General features: G+C 60.7%; 24 protein-coding genes and 3 tRNA genes. 18 read left to right on the forward strand and 9 right to left on the reverse strand.

From position 1 onward, the window contains the following. Positions 1 to 71: 71 nt before the first annotated feature. Together C3F42_RS10615 and C3F42_RS10620 are read right to left on the reverse strand one after the other, a co-directional pair. Positions 72 to 148 (reverse strand) — tRNA-Asp (locus C3F42_RS10615). Between the two features lie 13 nt (positions 149 to 161). Then, positions 162 to 237: transfer RNA gene (locus tag C3F42_RS10620), tRNA-Val, on the reverse strand. 216 nt (positions 238 to 453) lie between these two features. Here C3F42_RS10620 and rdgC point away from each other — a divergent pair. Next, positions 454 to 1374 (forward strand): recombination-associated protein RdgC, encoded by a 921-nt coding sequence (gene rdgC / locus C3F42_RS10625; protein WP_023631647.1) that lies wholly within the window; start codon positions 454 to 456, stop codon positions 1372 to 1374. A 4-nt stretch (positions 1375 to 1378) separates the two neighbouring features. On the opposite strand, the gene C3F42_RS10630 is transcribed toward rdgC, so the two are convergent. Both C3F42_RS10630 and C3F42_RS10635 read right to left on the reverse strand, forming a co-directional pair. Next, positions 1379 to 1831 (reverse strand): protein YgfX, encoded by a 453-nt coding sequence (locus C3F42_RS10630; RefSeq protein WP_094010144.1) that lies wholly within the window; start codon positions 1829 to 1831, stop codon positions 1379 to 1381. Beyond that, positions 1815 to 2069, reverse strand: coding sequence for a succinate dehydrogenase assembly factor 2 (locus tag C3F42_RS10635; RefSeq protein ID WP_023631750.1), 255 nt, complete (start codon positions 2067 to 2069; stop codon positions 1815 to 1817). The genes C3F42_RS10630 and C3F42_RS10635 overlap by 17 nt, the downstream gene beginning before the upstream one ends. Positions 2070 to 2202: 133 nt before the next feature. On the opposite strand from C3F42_RS10635, the gene C3F42_RS10640 reads away from it, so the two are divergent. Both C3F42_RS10640 and C3F42_RS10645 read left to right on the forward strand, forming a co-directional pair. Then, on the forward strand, positions 2203 to 3144 hold the full coding sequence (locus tag C3F42_RS10640; protein ID WP_094010145.1) for a folate-binding protein YgfZ: 942 nt from the start codon (positions 2203 to 2205) through the stop codon (positions 3142 to 3144). A 55-nt stretch (positions 3145 to 3199) separates the two neighbouring features. Next, on the forward strand, positions 3200 to 4006 hold the full coding sequence (locus C3F42_RS10645; RefSeq protein ID WP_104444407.1) for an HDOD domain-containing protein: 807 nt from the start codon (positions 3200 to 3202) through the stop codon (positions 4004 to 4006). 43 nt (positions 4007 to 4049) lie between these two features. Here C3F42_RS10645 and C3F42_RS10650 read toward each other — a convergent pair whose 3' ends face one another. Next, a complete protein-coding gene (locus tag C3F42_RS10650) occupies positions 4050 to 5429 on the reverse strand; it encodes a sensor histidine kinase (protein ID WP_094010146.1) in 1380 nt (459 codons plus the stop codon). Further along, complete coding sequence (locus tag C3F42_RS10655) at positions 5422 to 6093, reverse strand: response regulator (protein WP_038705540.1); 672 nt, start codon at positions 6091 to 6093, stop codon at positions 5422 to 5424. The genes C3F42_RS10650 and C3F42_RS10655 overlap by 8 nt, the downstream gene beginning before the upstream one ends. 200 nt (positions 6094 to 6293) lie before the next feature. Between C3F42_RS10655 and C3F42_RS10660 the strand changes: the two genes are divergently transcribed. The 5 genes from C3F42_RS10660 to C3F42_RS10680 all read left to right on the forward strand — a co-directional run bounded on the left by C3F42_RS10660 (position 6294) and on the right by C3F42_RS10680 (position 11750). Further along, positions 6294 to 7583 (forward strand): OprD family porin, encoded by a 1290-nt coding sequence (locus tag C3F42_RS10660; protein ID WP_094010147.1) that lies wholly within the window; start codon positions 6294 to 6296, stop codon positions 7581 to 7583. 31 nt (positions 7584 to 7614) lie between these two features. Further along, positions 7615 to 8595, forward strand: a complete 981-nt coding sequence (locus tag C3F42_RS10665) for a tripartite tricarboxylate transporter substrate binding protein (protein ID WP_038705538.1) — start codon at positions 7615 to 7617, stop codon at positions 8593 to 8595. A 160-nt stretch (positions 8596 to 8755) separates the two neighbouring features. After that, a complete protein-coding gene (locus C3F42_RS10670; protein WP_023632081.1) occupies positions 8756 to 9214 on the forward strand; it encodes a tripartite tricarboxylate transporter TctB family protein in 459 nt (152 codons plus the stop codon). A gap of 3 nt (positions 9215 to 9217) precedes the next feature. Then, the gene (locus C3F42_RS10675) at positions 9218 to 10732 is read left to right on the forward strand and encodes a tripartite tricarboxylate transporter permease (protein ID WP_094010148.1); all 1515 of its coding nucleotides are present in this window, start codon (positions 9218 to 9220) and stop codon (positions 10730 to 10732) included. After that, a complete protein-coding gene (locus tag C3F42_RS10680) occupies positions 10725 to 11750 on the forward strand; it encodes an AbrB family transcriptional regulator (protein WP_038705536.1) in 1026 nt (341 codons plus the stop codon). Before C3F42_RS10675 ends, C3F42_RS10680 begins: the two co-directional genes overlap by 8 nt. A gap of 33 nt (positions 11751 to 11783) precedes the next feature. On the opposite strand, the gene ung is transcribed toward C3F42_RS10680, so the two are convergent. Further along, positions 11784 to 12476 (reverse strand): uracil-DNA glycosylase, encoded by a 693-nt coding sequence (gene ung, locus C3F42_RS10685; protein WP_094010149.1) that lies wholly within the window; start codon positions 12474 to 12476, stop codon positions 11784 to 11786. Positions 12477 to 12604: 128 nt separating this feature from the next. Here ung and C3F42_RS10690 point away from each other — a divergent pair, with 128 nt between their 5' ends. Continuing rightward, on the forward strand, positions 12605 to 13711 hold the full coding sequence (locus C3F42_RS10690; protein ID WP_094010150.1) for an enoyl-CoA hydratase/isomerase family protein: 1107 nt from the start codon (positions 12605 to 12607) through the stop codon (positions 13709 to 13711). Between the two features lie 27 nt (positions 13712 to 13738). On the opposite strand, the gene C3F42_RS10695 is transcribed toward C3F42_RS10690, so the two are convergent. Then, positions 13739 to 14176: a hypothetical protein gene (locus C3F42_RS10695; protein ID WP_094010151.1), complete on the reverse strand. Its 438-nt coding sequence runs from the start codon at positions 14174 to 14176 to the stop codon at positions 13739 to 13741. A 212-nt stretch (positions 14177 to 14388) separates the two neighbouring features. On the opposite strand from C3F42_RS10695, the gene C3F42_RS10700 reads away from it, so the two are divergent. From C3F42_RS10700 to C3F42_RS10730, 8 genes are all read left to right on the forward strand, one after another. Further along, a complete protein-coding gene (locus C3F42_RS10700) occupies positions 14389 to 15879 on the forward strand; it encodes a diguanylate cyclase (RefSeq protein WP_046856882.1) in 1491 nt (496 codons plus the stop codon). Beyond that, positions 15872 to 16093 (forward strand): cysteine-rich CWC family protein, encoded by a 222-nt coding sequence (locus C3F42_RS10705; protein WP_023631641.1) that lies wholly within the window; start codon positions 15872 to 15874, stop codon positions 16091 to 16093. Before C3F42_RS10700 ends, C3F42_RS10705 begins: the two co-directional genes overlap by 8 nt. A 32-nt stretch (positions 16094 to 16125) precedes the next feature. Continuing rightward, a complete protein-coding gene (locus C3F42_RS10710; protein ID WP_038705533.1) occupies positions 16126 to 16818 on the forward strand; it encodes a pseudouridine synthase in 693 nt (230 codons plus the stop codon). 378 nt (positions 16819 to 17196) lie between these two features. Then, positions 17197 to 18081: an alpha/beta fold hydrolase gene (locus C3F42_RS10715; protein WP_094010152.1), complete on the forward strand. Its 885-nt coding sequence runs from the start codon at positions 17197 to 17199 to the stop codon at positions 18079 to 18081. A 212-nt stretch (positions 18082 to 18293) separates the two neighbouring features. Beyond that, a tRNA-Gly gene (locus C3F42_RS10720) sits at positions 18294 to 18367 on the forward strand. A gap of 561 nt (positions 18368 to 18928) precedes the next feature. Then, positions 18929 to 19249 (forward strand): hypothetical protein, encoded by a 321-nt coding sequence (locus tag C3F42_RS29345; RefSeq protein ID WP_158659558.1) that lies wholly within the window; start codon positions 18929 to 18931, stop codon positions 19247 to 19249. Then, positions 19246 to 20622 carry a site-specific integrase gene (locus tag C3F42_RS10725; RefSeq protein WP_104444408.1) on the forward strand — a complete coding sequence of 459 codons (1377 nt, stop codon included), beginning with the start codon at positions 19246 to 19248 and terminating at the stop codon, positions 20620 to 20622. The genes C3F42_RS29345 and C3F42_RS10725 overlap by 4 nt, the downstream gene beginning before the upstream one ends. Then, positions 20619 to 21287, forward strand: coding sequence for a hypothetical protein (locus C3F42_RS10730; protein ID WP_158659559.1), 669 nt, complete (start codon positions 20619 to 20621; stop codon positions 21285 to 21287). Before C3F42_RS10725 ends, C3F42_RS10730 begins: the two co-directional genes overlap by 4 nt. Here C3F42_RS10730 and C3F42_RS10735 read toward each other — a convergent pair. Beyond that, positions 21276 to 22304: an IS30 family transposase gene (locus tag C3F42_RS10735; RefSeq protein WP_100774681.1), complete on the reverse strand. Its 1029-nt coding sequence runs from the start codon at positions 22302 to 22304 to the stop codon at positions 21276 to 21278. The two genes, C3F42_RS10730 and C3F42_RS10735, sit on opposite strands and share 12 nt — an antisense overlap. On the opposite strand from C3F42_RS10735, the gene C3F42_RS10740 reads away from it, so the two are divergent. Further along, positions 22245 to 25085 carry a hypothetical protein gene (locus C3F42_RS10740; RefSeq protein ID WP_158659560.1) on the forward strand — a complete coding sequence of 947 codons (2841 nt, stop codon included), beginning with the start codon at positions 22245 to 22247 and terminating at the stop codon, positions 25083 to 25085. The genes C3F42_RS10735 and C3F42_RS10740 overlap by 60 nt on opposite strands. Positions 25086 to 25105: the final 20 nt, after the last annotated feature.

Raw genomic sequence — 25105 nt, forward strand, 5'->3', positions numbered from 1 at the left:
ACAAAAAAAGCGACCCTAAGGTCGCTTTCTCTGTTGCTTCCGGGTGTTCAGTGGGCCCTGGAAGCTTAATATGGCGCGGCGGACGGGACTCGAACCCGCGACCCCCGGCGTGACAGGCCGGTATTCTAACCGACTGAACTACCGCCGCGCTATACATCGAGTGGTGGGTGATGACGGGATCGAACCGCCGACCCTCTGCTTGTAAGGCAGATGCTCTCCCGGCTGAGCTAATCACCCTTCGTCTCGGTGTGGCGCGCATTCTACGGAGGACCTCCTACCCTGGCAAGCACTTTTTTCAAAAAAAATGAAAAAAATTTCCAGGCCTTTCAAAGACCTAGCCGCGCCGCGATTTTCTTCCTCTATATAGGACTGCTGGCCCTCTGACAGGGTTGGCCTGGAACCGTCGCTCGGAGAATAATGCCCGCCTTATGTATTAAGGAGAGATTCCCCCTCATGTGGTTCAAGAACCTGCTGTCCTATCGCCTGACCCAGGAAGTACCGTTCGAGGCCGAGGCCCTGGAGGCCGCCCTGGCCAGCAAGCCGGCCCGCCCCTGCGCCAGCCAGGAACTGACCACCTACGGTTTCGTCGCACCGTTCGGCAAGGGCGAGGATGCCCCCCTGGTTCACGTCAGTGGCGAATTCATGCTGATCGCCGCACGTAAAGAAGAGCGAATCCTGCCCAGCAGCGTTGTCAACGACGCGGTCAAGGAGAAGGTCGAGGAGATCGAGGCCGAGCAGATGCGCAAGGTCTACAAGAAGGAACGTGACCAGATCAAGGACGAGATCATCCAGGCCTTCCTGCCGCGCGCTTTCATTCGTCGTTCGATGATCTTCGCCGCCATCGCCCCGCGCCTGGGCATGATCCTGGTCAACTCGGCCAGCGCCAAGCGCGCCGAAGACCTGCTGTCGACCCTGCGTGAAGTGATCGGTTCGCTGCCGGTGCGCCCGGCCACCGTGAAGATCGCGCCAAGCGCGACCATGACCGACTGGGTCAAGTCGCAACAGGCCGCCGAAGGCTTCTACGTCCTCGACGAGTGCGAACTGCGTGACACCGCCGAAGACGGCGGCATCGTGCGCTGCAAGCGTCAGGACCTGACCGGCGAGGAAATCCAGCTGCACCTGAGCACCGGCAAGGTGGTCACCCAGCTGGCCCTGGCCTGGCAGGACAAACTGTCGTTCGTGCTCGACGACAAGATGGTGATCAAGCGCCTGAAGTTCGAGGAGCTGCTGCAAGAGCAGGCCGAGCAGGATGGTGGCGACGAGGCCCAGCAACAGTTCGACGCCAGCTTCCTGCTGATGATGATGACCTTCACCGAGTTCCTGCCGGTGCTGTTCGAAGCACTCGGCGGCGAAGAGATCCCGCAGGGGGTCTGACCCTTCAGGCCGGCGCGGCCCAGCGGCGCCGACTGAACTTCAGCCGCACCCGCAGCCTTCGATGCTGTTCCTGCGCCAGGGCATCCTTGGGGATGCACTGGCTCTGGCTGAACCATTGCCCCTTGCGCACGAAGCGCAGCACTACCACCGCGGGCAAGGCAACGCTGTCACGGCACAGGCGCGCTGGCTGCCACCCCCGGGCACGACTGTATATATGCCAGCCACGCGACTCGCGACGCAGGCCGGTGACGGCGCCGGGGTGGGTCAGCAGGATCCGGCGGGGAATGGCCCAGCAGGCGTGGGCAAGGGAGGCAATGACCAGCAGGCCCTTCAGCCAACCGGGCAACGCGACCACAACGCCGACGATGAGTGCCAGCGCCAGGCAGGCGAGATAGGCCGCCAGCAACAGGCGTGAGCCCTGCCAACGGCATTCGAAACAATCACTTGGGCTGGACACGATCCAGAATGATGCGGACCATGCGCTGCAGCTCCGGATCTTCGGACTCGGTACGCTCCATGAACCAGCCGAACATGTCCTGGTCCTCGCAGGTCAGCAGGCGACGGTACAGCTCGCGGTCCGCTTCGCTCAGGCTCGGGTAGACTTCCTGGGTGAACGGTACCAGCAGCACGTCCAGTTCCAGCATGCCGCGACGGCTGTGCCAGAAAAGCCGATTGAGTTCAGTTTGTTCGACCATGGGGCCCTCCTCGAATGGTCGCGCAGTATACCGCGCAGCGAATGAAGCGGCACAAGGCGTTGGTCTACTCACCTACCTATTTTGTTACCGGCGTTCTATGATGGCCGCCAGTCTTTAGCTACCGCGATGACCCATGGCCGATTCCGCTTTCTTCTGTTCCCTCTCCCATGAGGGCATCCTCGCCGTCCGCGGCTCCGACGCCGGCAAGTTCCTGCAGGGTCAAGTCACCTGCAACATCAGCTATCTCAGCGAAGCCCATGCGAGCCTTGGTGCCCGCTGCACGGTCAAGGGCCGCATGCAATCGAGCTTCCGTATCCTGCCCGAGGGCAACGGCTACCTGCTGGCCATGGCCAGCGAGCTGCTCGAGGCGCAGTTGGCCGACCTGAAGAAGTACGCGGTGTTCTCCAAGGCCACGCTGAGCGACGACAGCGCCGCCTGGGCGCGCTTCGGCCTGCAGCGCGGCGACGCGGCCCTGCAGGCGCTGAGCTTGAGCGTGGCGGACGAGGCCGGCGCGACCGCGCGTCATGATGGCCTGATCGCCGTCCGCGCCTCGGCCGGCCGGGTCGAACTGTGGGCGCCTGCCGAGCGGGCAAGCGCTGTGCGTGAGGCCCTCGCCGCCGCGCTGCCGGAGGGCACGCTCAACGACTGGCTGCTCGGCCAGGTGCGCGCGGGCATCGGCCAGGTCATGGGCCCGACCCGCGAGCTGTTCATCCCGCAGATGATCAACCTGCAGGCCGTCGATGGCGTCAGCTTCAAGAAGGGCTGCTACACCGGCCAGGAGATCGTCGCCCGCATGCAGTACCTGGGCAAGCTCAAACGCCGCCAGTATCGCCTGGCGCTGGCCGAGACAGCGGTACCCGAGCCGGGCGCCGAGATCTTCTCGCCAACCCACGGCTCGTCGGTCGGCGAGGTGGTGATAGCCGCCAGCAGCGGCAGCGCCGTCGAACTGCTGGCCGTGCTCAGCGCCGATGCGGTGGTGGACGACAACCTGCATCTGGGCAGCCTCGAAGGCCCGCGCCTGACGCTCCTCGACCTGCCTTACGAACTGGACCGCGACCGGGAAATCCAGCGCTGACCAGCCCGCCCCGGCTTCATGCCGGGGCTGCACCACCTTTGCCGTAGAGAAGTCCATGAACAAGCTGGCCGAGAAGGTCCAAGCGCTATTGCTCGCCGCCATCGACCGGGACGACCTGGTCCTGCCGACGCTTCCGGAAGTTGCCCTGAGCATTCGCGAAGCCGCCGAAGACAGCGAGATCAGCGTGTCCGCCTTGAGCAAGGTGATCGGCCGCGACGCCGCCCTGTCGGCACGCCTGATCAAGGTGGTCAACAGCCCGCTGCTGCGCGCCGCCGTCGAAGTCACCGACCTGCACACCGCGATCACCCGCCTGGGCATCAACTACAGCTGCAACCTGGCCATCGGCCTGGTGATCGAGCAGATCTTCCATGCCCGCGCCCCGGCGGTCGAACACAAATTGCGCGATATCTGGGCCAACAGCCTGGATGTGGCGGGCATCAGCTATGAACTGTGCCGACGCTACACCCAACTCAAGCCCGACCAGGCTACCCTCGGCGGCCTGGTGCACCAGATCGGCGCGTTGCCGGTGCTGATCTATGCCGAAGAGCACAACGAACTGCTGTCCGACCCGATCTGCCTGCATTTCGTGATCGAGCAGATCCAGCCAGTGCTGGGCGACAAGATCCTCAGTGCCTGGGAGTTCCCCGAGCAGCTGGTCAACCTGCCCAGCCAGGTGCAGGACCTGGACCGGCGCACCGACCAGATCGACTACATCGACATCGTCCAGATCGCCCGCTGCATCAGCCAGCGCGAGCGCAGCCGGCCACTGGCCGCCCTGCCCGCCTACCGGCACCTGGGGCTGCCCTATGGCACCGAACTGGATATCGCCGAACTGCTGGATGCGCGGAGCATGTTGCGCTGAATCGACAGGGCTGATCGCGGGGCAAGCCCCGCGACAGCCGACATCAATCCGCGATAAAACTCACCCGCACCTTCAACCCGCCGCGCTCGCCGTCATGCAGGCTGATCTGCGCCAGGTGCGCCCGGCAGATCTCGCCGACGATGGCCAGCCCCAGCCCGCTGCCCTGGGCGCTGCGCCGGTAGAAGCGCTCGAACACCCGCTCACGCTCATCCTGCGGGATCCCCGGCCCATCGTCCTCGACTTCGAGGACCGCCGGCGCCAGGACCCGCAAGACCACGTCGCCACCGGGCGGGGTGTGGGCCAGGGCATTGTCCACCAGGTTGCTGAGCAGCTCGTTGAGCAAGGTTGGTTCGCCCTTGAGCCATACCGGGGCCTCGGCCTCCAGCGCCAGGGCAACGCCGCGGGCATGGGCCAGCGGCGCCATGGCCATGCCCAGCTCGCGGGCCAGCTGGCTCAGGTCCAGGCGCTGGGCACCGCCTTCGGCGATGGCCCGGGCGCCGTTCTCCACACGCGCCAACGACAGCAGCTGGTTAGCCAGGTGGGTGAGTCGGTCCGTGCCCAGGGCTGCCGCCTCCAGGGTCTTGCGCCACTCCTCCGGCTCCCGCGAACGCAGGCCCAGCTCGACCCGCGCCTTGAGCGCCGCCAACGGCGTGCGCAGCTCGTGGGCGGCATCGGCGATGAACTGCGCCTGGCGCTCGAACTGGCCACGCAGCCGCTCGGTGAAATGGTTGAGCGCACGCACCAGCGGCCCCAGTTCACGTTGCACCTGCACCACCGGCAAGGCGCGCAGGTCGTCCGGCTGGCGCTCTTCCACCGCCGTGCGCAAGCGCTCCAGGGGACGCAGCGCGGCGCTCACCGCGAACCACACCATCACCAGCGCGCCGAAGGCCAGCATCCCCAGGCGCAGCAGGGTGTCGGCCATCAGCCCGCGGGCCATGCGCACCCGCGCCTCCTCGGTCTCGGCCACGCGGATCTCGGCCATGCCGTTCATGTTCGGCTCGCTCACCGCCTTGAGAAGGCTGACCACACGCACATCCTGGCCCAGGTAGGTGGCATTGTAGAAACGCGCCAGCGCCGGGTAGTCGTCGGTGCGCGGCGTGCCCGGTGGCGGGGGCGGCAGGTGCTCGTAGCCGGAAATCAGCTTCTGGTTGATGTCCAAAACCTGGTAGTAGATACGCCCGGCGCTGTCATAGGCGAAGGTGTCCAGGGCCACGTAGGGCACATCGGCGCTGAGGGTGCCGTCGCGCTGCGACAGGCCGGCGGCGATGGTCCGCGCCGACGCCAGCAGGGTCCGGTCATAGGCGGTGTCGGCGGCTTCGCGGCCATTCCAGTAGGCGCTCAGGCCGCTGGCCAACATCAGCACCACCAGCAGCAGCGCCAGGTTGCCCAGCAGGCGCCCGCGCAGGCTGCCGTTGTCACGCATCGCGGTGCTCGAGCAGGTAGCCCAGGCCACGGAAGGTGACGATGGCCACCGGGTGACCGTCGAGCTTCTTGCGCAGGCGGTGAATGTAGATCTCGATGGCATCGGGGCTGGCCTCCTCGTCAAGGCCGAACACCTGCGCCGCCAGCTGCTCCTTGCTCATCACCCGGCCGGGGCGGGCGATCAGCGCCTCGAGCACGCTCTGTTCGCGCTGGGTCAAGGTCAGCGGCTCGCCGTCCAGGCCGAAGCGCCGGGTATCCAGGTCATAGACCAGCGGGCCGCAACGCTGCTGGCGCTCGCCGCCGAGCACGCTGCGCCGCAGCAAGGCCTTGACCCTTGCTTCCAGCTCGGTCAGCTCGAAGGGTTTGGCCAGGTAGTCGTCGGCGCCGAGGTTCAGCCCATGCACCCGGTCCTTCACATCGCTGCGGGCGGTGAGCATCAGCACTGGCAACGTCTTGCCGCGGCCGCGCAAACGCGCCAGCACTTCGAAGCCGTCCATGCGCGGCAGGCCGACATCCAGCACCGCCACGGCATAGTCCTCACTGGCCAGGGCCAGGTCGGCGGCCACGCCGTCATGCAGCACGTCCACGGTCAGGCCCTGGCTCTTGAGGGCCTGGGCCACGCTTTCGGCCAGTTGCAGATGGTCTTCGACCAGCAGCACACGCATCGGATTCTCCCTGTTCGGCTGGGCTTTTTGCGCGGAGTGTACCGCCGTGGCGAGTGCTGTGAAGCCCTCGCAACAAACCTTTCACGCTGAAAGGTTAGCGAAAGGTTGGTTACCTAGCATCGCACCACGGCTGCCCCGCGCGCCGCAAAAAGCACCAGCAAGGTGCAAACACATAAGAACAATAAATGGAGTCACCGACGATGCTGTCCACGCAGCCGCAGGCGTACGCGCCTATCCGTTCCCTCGCCGCCCGACCTTCCGCCCTCGCCAGCGCCTTCGCCCTTGCCGGTGTCGCGCCCATGAGCCAGGCCGCCTTCTTCGAAGACAGCACGGCCACCTTCGAAACCCGCAACATGTACTTCAACCGCGACTTCCGCGAAGGCACCAGTGCGCAGCAATCCAAGCGCGACGAATGGGCCCAGGGTTTCATGCTCAACTTCGAGTCCGGCTATACCGAAGGCACCGTGGGCTTCGGCCTGGACGCGCTGGGCATGCTCGGGGTCAAGCTCGACTCCAGCAAGGACCGCACCGACACCGGCCTGCTGCCGACCCACGACAACGGCAAGGCTGCCGACGAATACTCCAAGCTCGGCCTGACCGGCAAGGTCAAGGTCTCGCAGACCGAACTGAAGGTCGGCACGCTGATCCCCGAGCTGCCCACGCTGCAGCCCAACGACGGGCGCATCCTGCCGCAGACCTTCGAAGGCGGCCTGGTCACCTCGAAGGAGATCAATGGCCTGACCTTCACCGGCGCCCGCCTGGAAAAAGCCAAGGACCGCAACGACACCAACTGGGAAGACCTGGCCCTCAACAACAAGAACAGTCGCTTCGGCGGCACTTTCAGCGCCGACCATTTCGACACCGGCGGCCTGGACTACCAGTTCACCGACCGCATCACCGGCAGCTACCACTTCGCCCAGCTCGACGACATCTACCGCCAGCACTTCATCGGCATGCTCGCCACCCAGCCGTGGGGCCCGGGCACCCTGGGCGCCGACCTGCGCCTGGCGATCAGCGACGATGCCGGCGCGGCCAAGGCCGGCAAGATCGACAACACCACCGTCAACGGCATGCTCAGCTACACCCTGGGCGGGCACAAGGTCAGCGGCGCCTGGCAGCAGCTCTCCGGCGACAGCGCCTTCCCCTACGTCGACGGTGCCGACCCCTACCTGGTCAACTTCGTCCAGATCAATGACTTCGCCGGCAGAGACGAGCGCTCCTGGCAGGCACGCTACGACTACAACTTCGCCGCCCTCGGCATCCCCGGCCTGACCTTCATGACCCGCTACATCAGCGGCGACAACGTCAGCCGCGCAGCTGGCGGCGAGGGCAAGGAGTGGGAACGCAACACCGAACTGAAGTACGTGGTACAAAGCGGCCCGTTGAAAAACGTCGCCGTGCGCCTGCGCAACGCCACCTTCCGCTCCAACTTCGCCCGCGACGCGGACGAGGTGCGGCTGCTGGTGAGCTACAGCGTGGCTCTGTGGTAACCCATAACAACAACGCTCACGGAGATAGACGATGACTTTTTCACTGCGCCGCCTCGTCCTGGCCACCGGCTGCCTGCTGCTGGCCGGCAACGCCCTGGCCGCCGAACCCAAACGCCCCGAATGCATCGCCCCGGCCTCGCCCGGCGGCGGTTTCGACCTGACCTGCAAGCTGGTGCAAAGCGCCCTGGTCAACGAGAAGATCCTCAGCAAGCCCATGCGCGTGACCTACATGCCCGGCGGCGTCGGCGCGGTAGCCTACAACGCCGTGGTCGCCCAGCGGCCAGGCGATGCCGGCACCCTGGTGGCCTGGTCCAGCGGTTCGCTGCTGAACCTGGCCCAGGGCAAGTTCGGCCGCTTCGACGAGAACGCAGTGAAATGGCTGGCGGCGGTCGGCACCAGCTATGGCGCCATTGCGGTGAAGAGCGACTCGCCCTACAAGACCCTCGATGACCTGGTCGCGGCCCTGAAGAAGGACCCGAGCAAGGTGGTGATCGGCTCCGGCGGCACCGTCGGCAGCCAGGACTGGATGCAGACCGCGCTGATCGCCAAGGCCGCCGGCATCAACCCGCGCGACCTGCGCTACGTGGCCCTGGAAGGCGGCGGCGAGATCGCCACCGCGCTGCTCGGCGGGCACATCCAGGTGGGTTCCACCGATATTTCCGACTCCATGCCGCACATCCAGAGCGGCAACATGCGCATCCTCGCGGTGTTCTCCGAGAACCGCCTGGACGAGCCGGAGATGAAAGACATCCCCACCGCCAAGGAGCAGGGCTACGACATCGTCTGGCCGGTGGTGCGCGGCTTCTACCTCGGGCCGAAGGTCAGCGACGAGGACTACGCCTGGTGGAAGGCCTCGTTCGACAAGCTGCTGGCCTCGGAGGACTTCGCCAAGCTGCGTGACCAGCGCGAACTGTTCCCGTTCGCCATGACAGGCGAAGAGCTGGACGGCTATGTGAAGAAGCAGGTGGCGGACTACAAGGCGCTGGCCCGGGAATTCGGCCTGATCCAGTAAGCCATGCAGCCTGTACTGGCCTCATCGCCGGCAAGCCGGCTCCCACAGGGCCTGCGCTAGGTTCTGAAGCGACGGACGTCCTGTGGGAGCTGGCTTGCCAGCGATACGGCCAGCACAGATCCCGAGTTGTGCTTCAGCAATCCTTTTCGAGGATTTCTACATGATCCTGCAACGCCTCTTCGCCCTCGTCCTGCTGGCGCTGTGCGCCGTGCTGGCGGTGATGGCCTGGCCCTACCAGGCCGCCTTCTCCTACGAACCGGTGGGCCCGCGCGCCTACCCGCTGCTGATGCTCGGCCTGATGAGCCTGGGCCTGCTGTACCTGGCCATTCGCCCCACGCCCATCGTGCGCAAGGATGATGAGCCGGAACTGGACCGCGAGACCCTGATCAAGATCGCGGCCTGCGTCGGCCTGCTGATCGTCTTCGCCGCCACCTTCGAGGCGCTGGGCTTCATCCTCAGCGCCATCCTGGTCGGCCTGCCCATGGCCCGTTTGTACGGTGGCCGTTGGCTGCACAGCGCCCTCGTGGTGGTGGGCATGAGCATCTTCCTCTACTGGCTGTTCGACCGGGTGATGGACGTCCCCCTGCCCCTCGGCCTGCTCGACGTACTGGAGAACTGACACATGGATACCTTGAGCTACCTGGGCCAGGGCTTCGGCGTCGCCCTGAGCCCGTACAACCTGGTCACCGCCCTGACCGGCACCCTGATCGGCACCGTGGTCGGCCTGCTGCCGGGCCTGGGCCCGATCAACGGCGTGGCCCTGCTGATCCCCATCGCCTTCGCCCTCGGCCTGCCGCCGGAGTCGGCGCTGATCCTGCTGGCCGCCGTGTACCTGGGCTGCGAGTACGGCGGGCGGATCAGCTCGATCCTGCTGAACATCCCGGGCGAAGCCTCCACCGTGATGACCACCCTCGACGGCTACCCCATGGCCCGCCAGGGTCTGGCCGGCGTGGCCCTGTCGCTGTCGGCCTGGAGCTCGTTCATCGGTGCCTTCATCGCCACCTGCGGCATGGTGCTGTTCGCCCCGCTGCTGGCGAAATGGGCAATCGCCTTCGGTCCGGCGGAGTACTTCGTGCTGATGGTGTTCGCCATCGTCGCCCTCGGCGGCATGGCCGGCGACAAACCACTGAAGACGTTCATTGCCGCGCTGATCGGCCTGTTCCTCTCGGCGGTGGGCATCGACGCCAACAGCGGCGTGTACCGCTTCACCGGTGACAGCGTGCACCTGGCCGACGGCATCCAGTTCGTCGTGCTGGTGCTGGGGCTGTTCTCGATCAGCGAGATCCTCCTGCTGCTGGAGAAAACCCACCATGGCCATGTGGCGGTCAAGGCCACCGGGCGCATGCTGTTCAACCTCAAGGAAGCGGCATCGGTATTCTTAGTCAACATTCGCTGTGGCCTGCTCGGCTTCTTCATGGGCGTGTTGCCGGGTGCCGGTGCGACCCTGGCCAGTGCCGTTGCGTACATGACCGAGAAGCGCATCGCCGGCGATAAAGGCAAGTTCGGCAAGGGTGACGCTCGCGGCCTGGCTGCCCCGGAAACCGCCATTGGCGCGTCCTGCTGCGGCGCCCTGGTGCCGATGCTGACTCTGGGCGTGCCAGGCTCGGGCACCACCGCGGTGATGATCGGCGCCCTGACGCTGTACAACATCACTCCCGGCCCGCTGTTGTTCGAACAGCAACCGGACATCGTCTGGGGCCTGATCGCCTCGCTGTTCATCGCCAACATCATGCTGGTGATCCTGAACATCCCGATGATCCGCATCTTCACCCGCATCCTTGCCGTGCCGAACTGGGCACTGGTGCCGGTGATCGCGATCATCACCGCGATCGGCGTGTACGCAGTGCATGCCACCACCTTCGACCTGTTCCTGATGGTCGGCATCGGCATCATGGGCTACATCCTGCGCAAGCTGGACTTCCCGCTGTCGCCGATCCTGCTGGGCTTCATCCTCGGCGGTCTGATGGAGCAGAACCTGCGCCGCGCGCTGTCGATCTCCAACGGCGAACTGGGCATCCTCTGGTCGAGCACGATCAGCATGGGCGTGTGGGTGCTGGTGGTGTGCATGCTGAGCCTGCCGCTGCTGCGCATCTGGCGCAAACGTGCCCTGCAGCGCCGGGCAACGGCCGATGCCTGACCGGTCGTTGCCACTGTTCTGGGCCACCGGGCTGGTCGGCCTTGCGGGCGGCTTTGCCGCCAGCAAGGTCGGCTGGCCCTTGCCGTGGATGGTCGGCTCGTTGCTGGCGATCATCCTGGTGCGCTGCCTGACCCCCTGGCAGCTCAGTGAAATCCCCAATGGCCGCAAGTGCGGGCAGTGGATCATCGGCATCGGCATCGGCCTGCACTTCACCCCGGCGGTGATCGAACAGGTGGCCAGCCACTTCGCGCTGATCTTCTTCGGTGCGTTGTTCACCACCCTCTCCAGTGTGATCAGCGTGTGGCTGCTGCGGCGCACCGGTGAAGACCGGGCGACGGCGTTCTTCGCCAGCATGCCGGGCGGCTCGGGCGAGATGGTCAACCTCGGTGCGCGCAATGGCGCGGTGCTCAGCCAGGTGGCCGCGGCGCAGAGCCTGCGGGTTCTGGCGGTGGTGCTGTGCGTGCCGGCGCTGTTCAAACTGCTGCTGGGCGATGGCGTGCCGCTGAACCATGCCGGCAGCGTGAGTTGGGGCTGGCTGGCGTTGATAGCGCCGTTAGGGGTGCTCATGGCACTGCTGTGGCAACGCCTGCGCCAACCCAACCCCTGGCTGTTCGGGCCGTTGCTGGTGGCTGCCGGCGTAAGCCTGGCGGGCAACCTGCAGATAGGCCTGCCCAACGGCGCCAGCCAGATCGGCCAGTGGTTGATCGGCAGTGGCCTGGCCTGCCACTTCAACCGGGCGTTCTTTCGCCGGGCGCCATCGTTCCTGGGGCGCACCCTGCTGGCCACGGCGTTGTGCATGCTGATCGCCGCCGGCGCGGCCTGGGCGCTGAGCCTGCTGACGCACCTGGACCTGCGCTCGCTGACCCTGGGCATGATGCCTGGGGGTATCGCCGAGATGAGCCTGACGGCCGAGACCTTGCAACTGTCGGTGCCGCTGGTAACGGCCCTGCAGGTGATGCGCTTGCTGTTCGTGCTGTTTCTGGCCGAGCCGTTGTTCCGGCAGTGGGCCAGGCACTGAGCAAGATGAGCCGCTTCGCGGCCCTCCTTCAGGTCACAACGGCGGCAACGCCCAATCGATCGGCGCGATGCCGCGCTGCTCGAGGAAGCTGTTGGTGCGGCTGAAATGGCCGCAACCAAAGAACCCACGGTAGGCCGACAACGGCGACGGGTGCACCGACTTGAGTATCAGGTGCTTGCTGGCATCGATCAGCTTCTGCTTGCTCTGCGCATGCGCGCCCCACAGCAGGAACACCACGTTCGGGCACTGCTCGCTGACCACCTGGATGATCCGGTCGGTGAAGAATTCCCAGCCTTTCTTCGCATGCGAAGCCGCATTGGCCCGCTCCACGGTCATGGTGGTGTTGAGCAGCAGCACGCCCTGCTCCGCCCAGCTCTGCAGGTAGCCGTGGCTGGGGATCGGCAGGTTGAGGTCGCGCTGCAGCTCCTTGTAGATATTGACCAGCGACGGCGGCGTGGCGATGCCCGGCTGCACCGAGAAACACAGGCCATGGGCCTGGCCCGGGCCGTGGTACGGGTCCTGGCCGAGGATGACCACCTTGACCTGCTCCAGCGGCGTGGAGTTCAGGGCGTTGAAGATCAGCGGCCCGGGCGGGTAGATCTCCTTGCCGGCGGCGTATTCGCCGCGCAGGAACTCGCGTAGCTGATGCATGTAGGGCTGGTCGAACTCGGCACGCAGCGCGGCTTTCCAGCTGGGCTCGAGTTTGATGCGATCGTCGTCGGTCATGGGGGCATCCAAAAGCAAAGTGCCGCGACACTAGGAAAGCCTGGCCGGCTTGTCAATCGATCCGACCGACGACCGGCAGCTTCGGCGCGGCAGGCCATACTGAGGGGATGATTTGCGCGAGGTAACCCATGTCCATTCAATGCGAGGTATTGACCGGCGCCGACGGCGCCCGTATCGGCATCGCCACCCTTGACGCGCCCAAGGCGCTCAATGCCCTGACGTTGCCCATGATCGAAGTGCTCGACGAACGGCTGCGCGCCTGGGCCAGCGACCCCGGGATCGTCTGCGTGCTGCTGCGCGGCAACGGGCCGAAGGCCTTCTGTGCCGGCGGCGACGTGCGGGCACTGGTCCAGGCGTGCCGCGAACACCCCGGCAGTGTACCGCCGCTTGCGGCCACCTTTTTCGCCAGTGAGTACCGTCTCGACCATCACCTCCACACCTACCCCAAGCCCCTGCTGTGCTGGGGCCATGGCCATGTGCTGGGCGGCGGCATGGGCCTGCTGCAAGGCGCCGCAGTGCGCATCGTCACACCCAGCAGTCGCCTGGCCATGCCCGAGATCAGCATCGGCCTGTATCCCGACGTCGGCGCCAGCTGGTTCCTGGCCCGCCTGCCCGGCAAGCTTGGCCTGTTCCTGGGGCTGACCGGCGCGCCCCTCAATGCCCGCGACGCACTGGACCTGGGCCTGGCCGACCGCTTCCTGGGCGAGCATCAGCAGGAGGCGCTGATCGAAGAGCTGCTGCAGTTGAACTGGCAGGAGCAGACCGCCCTGCAGCTCAACAGCCTGCTCAAGGCCGAACAGCACCGTGCCTGCGTGGAGCTGCCCGAAGGGCAATGGCTGGCACGTCGGGCCGTGATCGACGAAGTGCTCGACGTCGCCGACCCCGTCGCGGCCTGGCGGGCATTGGCCGGCCTGGCCCGGCATGCCGATCCGTTGCTGGCGGCGGCGGGTCAGCGCCTGCATGAGGGCTGCCCGCTGACGGCGCACCTGGTATGGGAACAGATCCGCCGGGCACGGCACCTTTCGCTGGCCCAGGTATTCCAGATGGAGTACACAATGAGCCTGAACTGCTGCCGTCACCCGGAGTTCAGCGAAGGGGTGCGCGCCCGCCTGCTGGACAAGGACAACACCCCGCACTGGCACTGGCCGGATGTGGCGCAGGTACCAGCGGCGGTGGTGGAAGCGCATTTCAGCAAGGTCTGGGAGGGGCGGCACCCGCTGGCAGAACTGGGATGACGCATCGCGGTGCCTGTGCGCACGCGGTCAACGCGACCAGCCCCGCTCGCTACCTCGCCCGCCGTCTGGTCGACGGTCGCGATTGCCCTGGCCGTTCGAATGCCAGCGATCACCTCGGCGATCGTCATTGCGGTAGTCGTGGCGGTCGCGATCGCGCCCATAGTCGTAGCGCTGGCGGTTGCCATAGTCGTAGCGTGGGTTGCCTTGCCAGCGCGGCTGCACGCCGGGCGCCGGATAAGGGCGGTACTGCGGCACCGGTGCGGGCCGGTAGTAACGCGGCGCGGGCTGGTAGTAATAGCGTGGCTGCGGCGCCACATAGTAGCGATCCTCGCGGTAGTAGCCAGGGTATACGTAGCGATCGCTGGTGTAGTAGTCACGCCGGTAATAGCCGTTGTCCGCATAATAAGGGGCGCAGGCCGATGTCAGCAGTCCGAGCAGGACGATGAGCAGGATTCGTGGGTACATGGCGGCCTCCTGGACCGCAGGGGTGCCCGGCACAGCGGCGCTGGCGGGCGTCGATGGCAATGCGTTCATCGACACTGGATAAGACAGTCGCGCCAGGGTTCGGTGCCATTTCTGCAACAAATTGAAACAGGTCGTATAACCCTGAAAAACATGCAGTCATTTTTCGGTCATCTCACTAGAATGTGGCCACCGGCACACTTCACGGGAAGATCATGCCTTCGCCCTCCGCCCTGTTCTCGCAACGCTCGCTGATCCTTGCCCTGCTGCTGTTGCTGGCCTGCGGCTTCCTGGCCACCTCGCTGTTGAGCTACTACGCCTCGCGCGGGGCGATCCGCGACGGGATCGTCAACACCGAGCTGCCGCTGACCTCCGACACGGTCTATTCGGAAATCCAGAAAGACCTGATTCGCCCGGTGCTGATCTCATCGATGATGGCCCAGGACACCTTCCTGCGGGACTGGGTACTGGGCGGCGAGCAGGACACCACGCGCGTCACCCGCTACCTCGGCGAAGTGATGGGCAGCCAGGTCACCTGCACCAGCTTCTTCGTTTCCGACCGCAGCCTCACCTACTACCAGGCCAAGGGCGTGCTCAAGCAGGTACGCCCCGATGCCTGGCGCGACGCCTGGTACTTCCGCCTGCGCCAGTCGAACAAACCCTACGAGATCAATGTCGACCTGGACATGGCCAACCAGGACAAGCTCACCGTATTCATCAACCACCGCGTGCTCGACTACCAGCAACGCTTCATCGGCGCCGCCGGGGTGGGCCTGAGCGTGGAGTCGGTGGTGCGCCTGATCGATGACTATCAACGCAGGTACCAGCGATCGGTGCTGTTCACCGATGCGCAGGGCAAGGTCCTGCTGACCGGCTCCGACGGTGGTCCCCACGGCTTGCGCGCCGGCCAGCAACTGGCCGACAGCAACCAGTGGCAGGCATTGCTGGCGCGCATGCCGACACCCACCACCGGCAGCCATGAGTACACCGACAACGACGGCCACAGCCACTTCCTCAACGTGCGCCTGCTGCCGGAGCTGGGCTGGTACCTGCTGGTGGACAAGCGCGAGACCGGCGCCCTGGAGCGCATCCGCCAGTCGCTGTACCTGAACCTGGCGATCTGCGCGATGATCACCCTGGTCGTGCTGTCGCTGCTCAACGCCATGGTCAAGCGCCACCAGGACAACGCCGAGGCGCTGGCCACCCTCGACAGCCTCACCGGCCTGCCCAACCGCCGCAGCTTCGACCTGCTGGCCGGCCAGGCGCTGGTCGAGGCCCAGCGCGACAGTGCGCCGCTGGTCGCCCTGCTGATCGACCTCGATCATTTCAAGGCCCTCAACGACACTCACGGCCACCTGGCCGGCGACGAAGTGCTGCGCCAGTTCGCCAATGTGCTGCAGAGCAGCCTGCGCCAGTCCGATATACTCTGCCGCTGGGGCGGCGAGGAGTTCATCGTGCTGCTGCGTGAAGCCGAAGGCCGCCAGGCCATCGAAGTGGCGGAGAAGATCCGTCGGCGCACCGAGCAACTGACCTTCAGCTATGCCGACCAGCCACTGCGCCTGACCGCGAGCATCGGCCTGTCTGCCCTGCAGCGCGGCGACAGCCTGCACAATCTGCTGACCCGCGCCGACCACGCCCTCTATCGTGCCAAACAAGGTGGACGCAACCGCGTCTGCAGCGAGATGCCCGGAACCGACCATGCCTGACCCCCAACGCTGCCCCGCCTGCGGCGCCCTCAACCAATGCGGCCTGGCCGATCCACGCAGCGCCACGCAAGGCTGCTGGTGCTTCGAGGTGGTCATCGACTCGGCAGTCATCGAAGCCCTGCCCGCAGAACTGCGCGACAAGGCCTGCCTGTGCCCGCGCTGCGCACAGGTGGACGCGCAGCTCAAGGCAGCGCAGGCGCGCACTATCCGTTAGACTGCGCGCCGATTTCCCGCAGACGACCCACCATGCGCCTCGACCGATTCCTCGGCAACCTGCCCTGCTACAACCGCCAGCAAGTGCGCCTGCTGCTGGCGCAAGGGCGTGTGCGCGTGGACGGAGTGGCGACCGCCGACCCACTGCTGGAGGTGCGTGAATTCAGCCGCGTCGCAGTAGACGAGCAGGTGCTCCAGGCCGGGCACCCGGCACGCTACCTGATGCTGCACAAGCCCAGCGGTTGCGTCAGCGCCACCCAGGACCCACAGCACCGCACCGTGCTCGACCTGCTGCCGGCGGCGCTGCGCGATGAGTTGCACATCGCCGGGCGCCTGGACTACAACACCACCGGGCTGATGATCCTGACCAACGATGGCCAGTGGTCGCGGCGCCTGACCCAGCCAAAGACCAAGCAGCCCAAGACTTATCTGGTGCACACCGAAGACGAGATTGGTGCGCACTACGTCGAAAGGTTCCGTGAAGGCTTCTACTTCGCCTTCGAAGACCTCACCACCCTGCCCGCGCAGCTGGATATCCTCGGCCCGCGCAGCGCGCGCCTGACCATCGTCGAGGGCCGCTATCACCAGGTGAAGCGGATGTTCGGACACTTCCAGAACAAGGTGGTGGCGCTGCATCGGGAAAGCATGGGGTCGATCACCCTGGACCCGATATTGCATCCTGGAGAGTTCAGGGCGTTGACCGACGCGGAAATCGCCTCGGTCTGAGCCGATCACCATTCGGCGGTTTCCCACCAAAGATTGTCCCGACGGCACTTGCGCGATCCTAGCCGCGCTGCTTGACTGCTAACTCGTCGGTCTGCATGTGACCAACCAGTCACAACCGCAGTCCAAGACGCCCTTTACCGGCCACCTGGGGTCTCGATGCCCTGGGGCACGGTAATCGCCCGCCACAACAATACCGTCGACACCAGCGTCAAGGATCGACACAAGGGCCCACCGGTTTTCAGTTCCAGGCGAATGCCTACCTGTCATAAAGCACGTGCACCCTGATGGCCATTCCGGTCGGTTCGGCGCCAGCCCGCCAAGCGACCACGCAGGCCACGAGGTGACGCGAATACCCTTTTTGCGCCAGGAGTCGATGACATGAGGCCAGAAATCGCTGTACTTGATATCCAAGGGCAGTACCGGGTTTACACGGAGTTCCATCGCGCGCAGGGCGCCGAGAAGACGATCATTCTGATCAATGGCTCGTTGGCCACGACGGCGTCCTTTGCACAGACAGTGCGCAGCCTGCACCCGCAGTTCAACGTGGTGCTGTACGACCAGCCGTACGCCGGCAAGTCGAAACCCCACAACCGCCATGAACGGTTACTGACCAAGGAAACCGAGGCGCACATCCTGCTTGAGCTGATCGAGCACTTCCGTGCCGATCACGTGATGTCGTTCTCCTGGGGCGGCGCCTGCACCCTGCTGGCCCTGGCGCACCAGCCGCGGCTGGTGAAGAAGGCCATCGTCAGCTCGTTCTCGCCGGTGATCAACGAACCGATGCGCGACTACCTCGACCGCGGTTGCCAGTACCTCGCCGCCTGCGACCGCTACCAGGTGGGCAACCTGGTCAACGACACCATCGGCAAGTACCTGCCGTCGTTGTTCAAGCGCTTCAACTACCGGCACGTCAGCAGCCTGGACAGCCATGAGTACGCGCAGATGCACTTCCACATCAACCAGGTGCTCGACCACGACCTGGAGCGGGCGCTGAAGGCCGCGCGCAACATCGACATCCCGGTGCTGTTCATCAACGGCGACCGCGACGAGTACACCACCGTCGAGGATGCGCGCCAGTTCAGCCGCCATGTCGGACGCAGCCAGTTCAGCGTGATCCGCGGTGCCGGCCACTTCCTGGACATGGAACACAAAAGCGCCTGCGAGGATACCCGCGATGCCATGCTCGGTTTCCTCAAGCCGGCCTTGCGTGAATCCCGCCAACGCTACACACAGGAACCGGGGCAGCATGCACTGGCGATCTGACCGCATCGGCGTCCTGTAGCCCTCGCCACCCTCAGGCTACGGGCCGCCGACAGGCTTTTTTACAAGCTTGGGGCTTCTCATTCGAGGAGGGTTCTGGTAAAAAGTCTTGCTTCGAAGCGGGTATAGTTTATTGGTAAAACTATAGCTTCCCAAGCTATTGAGGAGGGTTCTTATAGGACTCGCCATTTTGTGATCAAGCGTCAGGTGCAAAAGCGGGTATAGTTTAGTGGCAAAACGAAAGCTTCCCAAGCTTTAGTTGAGGGTTCGATTCCCTCTACCCGCTCCATCTCCAAGGCCCAAAATTCGCGGGCTTCAGCCTAAAAAACACTTCCAATTTTCCTCTTGATCACAAGAATCCCACCTTGTGATTAACCGCCCTTGAAGCCCTCTCACCTCACAAAAACTCTCGATTTCTGTGACCATAGAAATGCCCCACCAAGACGGCTTTGCCAAAGGGTGCGACTGAGCAACGCCACCACCCCACCCTCCTCCACAGCCCCCTGAGCAACGCCACCACCTCACCCTCCTCCACAGCCCCCTGAGCAACGCCACCACCTCACCCTCATCCGCAGCCCCCCCCCAGAGCACCACCCCTCCACTTCCCTCATCAATGTGGTGCGAACTCGCCTACTCACACCATATGAACCTCACAACGCCAAGACACCTTCGACGCAATCCTGCAAATCCACCAGGCGCAAGAACGCCGCCCAGCTCAAGCCCGAGATCAAGAGGGAAGAAATAAAACGAAAAAAGAATAAACGGCCTAGAAAATAGACTAAATCGGAATAATGAAGCTAAAGCAAAGCATGTATAGTGCGCGGCTCGACTTTATACCAGAGCTGCACAAATGCGTCAATATATGCTTAATTATTTTTTACCGCCTGAAAATTTCAACCATCCACACCAAAGCGCTTCCTGCTCTCGGTTGGCTGCGAAGAAAGCTCCGGTGAAGGCCGCAGACCAGGAGGTGAAGCTCTCCAGCCGCAACAAGAGTTGCTCGCTGGTGGCAGCGACCGATCTCCGCACGAGTGCTCCTCGTGAGGCCTACAACACCTTCACCTCCCCTTGCCTGGAGCCGTCACCAGGCCAGCGTGCAGAGACAGCATCATCAGCCTACCCCTACCAGGTGCTTGGTGCGATTCCCGCTAGCGGGATGACTGCAGCATGAAGAACGTGCTCTACGTGGTTGCCGGCTACCCTCGACTCTACGACTTAGCCACAGGTGAGCCAATTGAGGCGTTTAATACTCACTCGGACTATATCTGCAACCAAATCAGACAAACATTCTCAAGCGATACGCCTGAGCAATACACTAGAAACTTGGCTCGTTTTTTTGATTTCAGTTATGAAACTGGAGTCATGGGTGCCTCTCCGCTTAAAGAAGAAGCCGCACTCAAAACAATAAACCTTTACTACGACTTTCTAACAAAGGGTGCCGAGAGCCAGGATTATGTAATCCGCAAAGCCGCCATATCACTTGAACACAAGCCTGTAACGCATGCTAGTGCAAACACCTACTTAGCACCAGTAAATGGCTTCCTACGTTTAGCACAGGCCAGGCTAAAAGATACTGCAAGATTGCTGAGAATCCTCACAGGTAACAAGGTCTTTGATCATGTAAGCTCGCTCCCTATACTTGAGGATAGACAGCGTTCAAAAGCTGAAATGGATAGCATCCATAATACTACCTTAAAGTTCGGCAGAGACTCAGACACCTACAACAATCTTGCAGCCGGTGGAATTCGGGGCGGGAAAGTATCAGGAAACAACCTTCCCAAACACTTTCCTATCAACAAAATCCAGAGCTTACTTAACGGAATTGAAGACCCCATGCATCGTTGCTGCGCGGCCTTAATGGCAGCAGGAGGAGTTCGCCAGTCTGAGCTTTGGGCGGTAAGGCTTGAAGACATTGATGAGTTTACTCGAACCATCAAGATTGAAGATCCGAATTTCCATCGAAACCCGAGTGCTGAACAAGCTCATAAGAAACTTGCCTACAAGGGCCGCACTACAGCGTCCCTTGTGCTATTCGAACCTTTCAAGACAACTTTCTTTGAATCACTTTCCGAATACCTGGCAGTCAGACCAAAGTCTTCAAGTGAATATCTCTTCGTATCCAGCACGAAAAAAACATATGGCTTACCACTACTTTCCTGTCAAAAACAAAACACAACCAACAAACTCTTCAATAGAACCCTGAGGAAAGCACAGGAAAAACTCTGGCCAAATCACAACCAAGATCAGATCTATACATCGCATAGCCTGAGACACTTCTATGGCGTATGGGCCAGAAACTTTGTTTACATCCCAGGCCGCCCAAGCATCGGCTTAGAACTTGCCGAAATCCAAATATTAATGGGCCATAAAGACATTAAATCGACGGCTATCTACGCGAAAATATCGGAAGAGAATTTGATCATCGAAATTGAAATCGCCGAGCGAAACAAGATGTACCTAGGAGACTTTCAAGACATCAACGAAATTCGCTCAGCAGTATACATTGAACTAGGAAACGAACTTAAGTCGCGGATGAAACCATGATTAATTACGGAACAAAAGTCGAAACAACAGGTAACTCCCCTATCGGTCTTGATATGGGAGAGGCCCTATCAGCCTTATCCAAAATGACCCGCAATGAAATGGGAGTCAATTTCAAACTCGACCCGAAGTCAAAAAACGTCCAGGCCAGAAATCGCTTTGCCTTGCAGAACCTTGAAAGCATCAAGTCTGTTTATGACTTCACTCACGAAGACATGCATACAATGTACAAGCTCTGCACCAAAAAAGCAGGCGAACGCACTGAGATTTCCAGTCTGTATACGAAGCTACTGGGATTTCCGCCTATTTTTTTTGAAGACGCATTGGGTTTGAGAGTTTCATTTCGCGCCATGTTCCTAATGCTTTGGATTAAAGGCAAGGTGACTCTTCCATATACATTCACAACAGAGGGTGCTTTTCATAAGTACCCGATGCTTAGCACAACCACGAAAGGCTTCGTATTCAAAATCGCAACCGCTAGCCCACAGACAGTTAAACCATCCAGGGTTTTTCAATACCGCACCAACTGGCATTCTCCTGAGCATGTCTCATTCCAAGAGGCATGGGACGCAGCACCTTTTTTAAGCAAGATCGAAGACAATGATGAGAATGACTTCCGCTATCATGGGCGGTTGCAGGAGCTGAGTGCAACACGGTCATTGAATTGAAACTGGAGCATCATGCCGCATAGCCATGGCCTTCTGCATCACCTCGCCCATAACTTCGATTGGGCATTTGAAGTCGAAGCGCTTACGCGGACGCATGTTCAGTTGCAGTGCGATGGCATTCAGTTCTTCCTGGCTGTGTACCGACAGGTCTGTGCCTTTGGGCAGGTACTGGCGGATCAGGCCATTGATGTTTTCGTTGCTACCGCGCTGCCAAGGGCTGTGCGGGTCGCAGAAGTAGATCGCCACGCCGGTTCTTTGGGTGATCTCGGCGTGTCGCGCCATCTCCCGGCCCTGGTCGTAAGTCATGCTCTTTCGCATCTCCAGCGGCATGCCATTGAGCGCGGCGCTGAAGCCTTCCAGCGCCGAAGTCGCCGTCGCGTCGTTCATCTTTACCAGCATCAGGTAGCCACTGGTGCGTTCCACCAGCGTACCGACGGACGAGGCGTTGGCCTTACCCTTGATGAGGTCGCCTTCCCAATGCCCCGGCATCTGCCTGTCTTCAATCTCCGGCGGGCGCACATGAATACTGACCATCTCGGGGATCTGGCCGCGCCGATCCACACCACCAGAGCGCGGTCGGCGTGTCGTCTTGCTTTGCCGCAGGCAGATGATCAGCTCCTTGCGCAGTTCACCGACCGGCAGGGCATAGATCGCGTTATAGATCGTCTCGCGACAGACGTAGGCATCTCTGAGGCTGGGAATGTTCATGCTGCGCAGCTTGCCGGCAATCTGCTCGGGAGACAAACGCTCACGGAGCATATGCGCCACCAACTCGAAGCGCTCACCACCCGGCAACAGCTTTCGCTTCGGTCGACACACCTGGCGGCGAGCCTGCATCTGCTGCTGGGCCGCGTGGGCCGAGTAGCCGCCACAGACATCTCGATTGCGGCGCAGCTCCCGGCTGATGGTCGAAGGGGATCGGTTGATCAAGCAGGCAATCCTACGCAGGCTGAAGCCTTGAGTACGACCGATTTGAATGGTGGCGCGCTCTTCAACGCTGAGTTCGGTATAAGACATAGTGGCAGCACCGTACCGGAAAGGTCAGGTGTTGCACTCAGTTTTTGCCGCCGCCATGCTTGGTTGCAAGAATTTTCGTCACAATATCCAAACCGAATCACCCAAGAACAATTATTCTACTTAGAAAAATACCAGCAACACCTTAATTCCAAAAAATCATCGCAGAACTCCCCTGACGTCCACGCTCATACTTATGATGAGTTCAAAGAATACTATAACTGCACACCACAACAAGCCAAAGGTTTAACAACCGTAGAACGCCAGCGGCAACGGCGGAACATTAGCAGAAATCAGAAAGCAGTCAAAAAGGCCATCAACAAAAAAGCAAAGCACAAAGAAAACATCGATAACTTTATCAAAGAAACTGACTCTTACAGCCCTGAAGAACTTGCACTGGTACTACGCAAGGCGCCCAAATCGCTAGACAACTTTAACTGGCTGAGCAGCACTCACTACTACACCCGCGAGCACATAGATATTGACAACACTAGCCAGGAGTGGATCGCAGCAAGCGAGATGTTTTTAAATCGCCTTAAAACGAATGGCGACTCTACGTCTTCGAGAAAAGTTAAAATTAAAAATATAAACTTTCTGCTTGACTATTTATTTTGCTACCTACCACTTTGGCTGGAATACAATCCTAAATCATTGATCAGACTTCCTGCCTCGGTATGTGAGTTTGAGCGAGTATTATTTTGGAATAACAATATCAGCGAATCAGACAAGCAAAGTTATTTATTTAAGGCAGCAGGCATCCCTTCTGACATACCGTTGCCTATAACTGCCTGCCAATTTTACGACCGTGCGTATAGCAGCATGACGAAGTCATCTTTCGTTGTTCACATTCATGAGTTTTTTGAGTTCTGCCGAGCCAACCGGGTGTTACTCAATCAAGTACCTGGTTGTTCAATAGACGCCGATTTCGCTAACCCGGTCAATCTTTTAATCGACCGAACAGGTAGTGGTTCACGCGGTGGCAGCAACAAAATCCCTCTTCCTCTTGACAGCACGCTCATCGTCAAGTCCTACATTCAAGCCATCAATGACATAGGCGTTGAAATTCGCACAAGGATTCTTAATAAAGAATTTAGCGAGACTTTCATCGCTGACATTAAATCGAAGGACTGGCTCACGCTTTCCGATTTTAACCTAAGTTACACCATAAAAATCCAGTCATCAATCGATGAGTTCCTGGAAATCCCATTAACTAAAATCGCAAATGTTTATTCATGGTATTTAGGCCGCTACACCAACAATGACCAACTGATTACAGTCCCATGGATGAGTGTTGTCAGAATGCTTTCGATTGCTCTTTATGCGGGTTTGAGAATGCAGAACTGCCAATGGTTGGACATCAACTCGTTTGATCAATTTGTTTCTAGCCTAGACTCATCCGTACTGTCATCAACCATGATGTTTGTGAACACCGACAAAAGTGGGAAGGAACGCCCCGCAGTAGTGTCGACTGATGTAATGAAGTCACTGCTTGATGAGAAAGAATTTCAAAGCAATATCTTCACCAAGCCGATTACTCCTGTTTACTATGAAAACGACGATGATGACCCAAAAGAGTATGGGCCTATCTATCCGTTATTTCGAAGCCCTTGGGTTGGCTACAGCCTGCCCTTCTCAGACACATCCTACACATTAGTATGGCCAAAAATTCTTCTCGGCGTAGAAGAAATCTATAACTCTTTAGTGCCTGAAGACCGACATCATACCTTTGTTAAAACCGCAGCCAATGGCAGGCTCATGGCCATCCACACCCCGCATGCATTGAGAGCGACGTGGATCACGCACATGAAAATTTATGGGCACCTACAGGTTTCCATTATCCAAGGACAGGTTGCACATGAAAATGAATACACCACTAACTATTACGTAGTCCCTAATGCGAAAGAGCTTATGGAGCAGATAGATATTGCAAATTCCAGGGTGGCATCATCTGCTTGGAATAGGCTGAAAGGTATCAAAGAAGCAAATTCACATCCTCAATCCGTCATTCCAAGGGAATGGGCTAACAATAGGGTAGCGTTAGCCAAAGACCAGAACTTTATTAGCATTTCGTCTGCAATAATAGAGACGGAGGCTAGTGGTATAGAATTAATCGCTACTACTGCCAACGAGCCTGTAGCTTTTTTCACTCAGTGTGTCTGTGTCAAAAACGGCGAATGCCCCAAACAGCTGATTGCTTTCACTGGTCGTGAGCGTGTATGCGGGCTCTGCCCCATTGCCGTATTTGGTGTCGACCATTTGCCTGGTATCAGCTGCATTATGAGGCGTTTGGCAGGTAGGTCAGAGCAGCTGATTCAGCAGCTCAAGAAGCTCAAGGCCAGTGACGCTCGCCCCGAGGAAATCGAGTATGTACATCACGATTTGACTATAAACAAACTAGAACTGGCTAGTTATCTTCACATCAGCCAGCTTCTCAACAAACATCTAGAAACAGCCAAGAACGATGTTGGTTTAATCACCAGGTTGCGCGATATCAAAGATTACGTGAAACATGATATCAACATGGGCAATCCCGCACAGCGAGTCATCGCTCAGATCTTAGATAGCTCACTCTTCCCTCAACTTACCGGGGATGGCTATCCACATCTCATCCAGAAAATTGCGAAAAGCCCTGAGTTGCTCCAAGTGGCGCTGAGCGATCCTGATGCAAGAGAAATGTATACCGCTCAAATCCTGACCATCATGACAACCATGGGTATTTCACTTAGTGAACTCAGTGACAGTATTGAGTCTAGGCATATCAAATTGCTTGAGGCCGCCGCATGAATGTAACGGCCAAAGACACT

The organism is Pseudomonas sp. PONIH3 (assembly GCF_002934345.1).
Lineage (GTDB): Bacteria > Pseudomonadota > Gammaproteobacteria > Pseudomonadales > Pseudomonadaceae > Aquipseudomonas > Aquipseudomonas soli.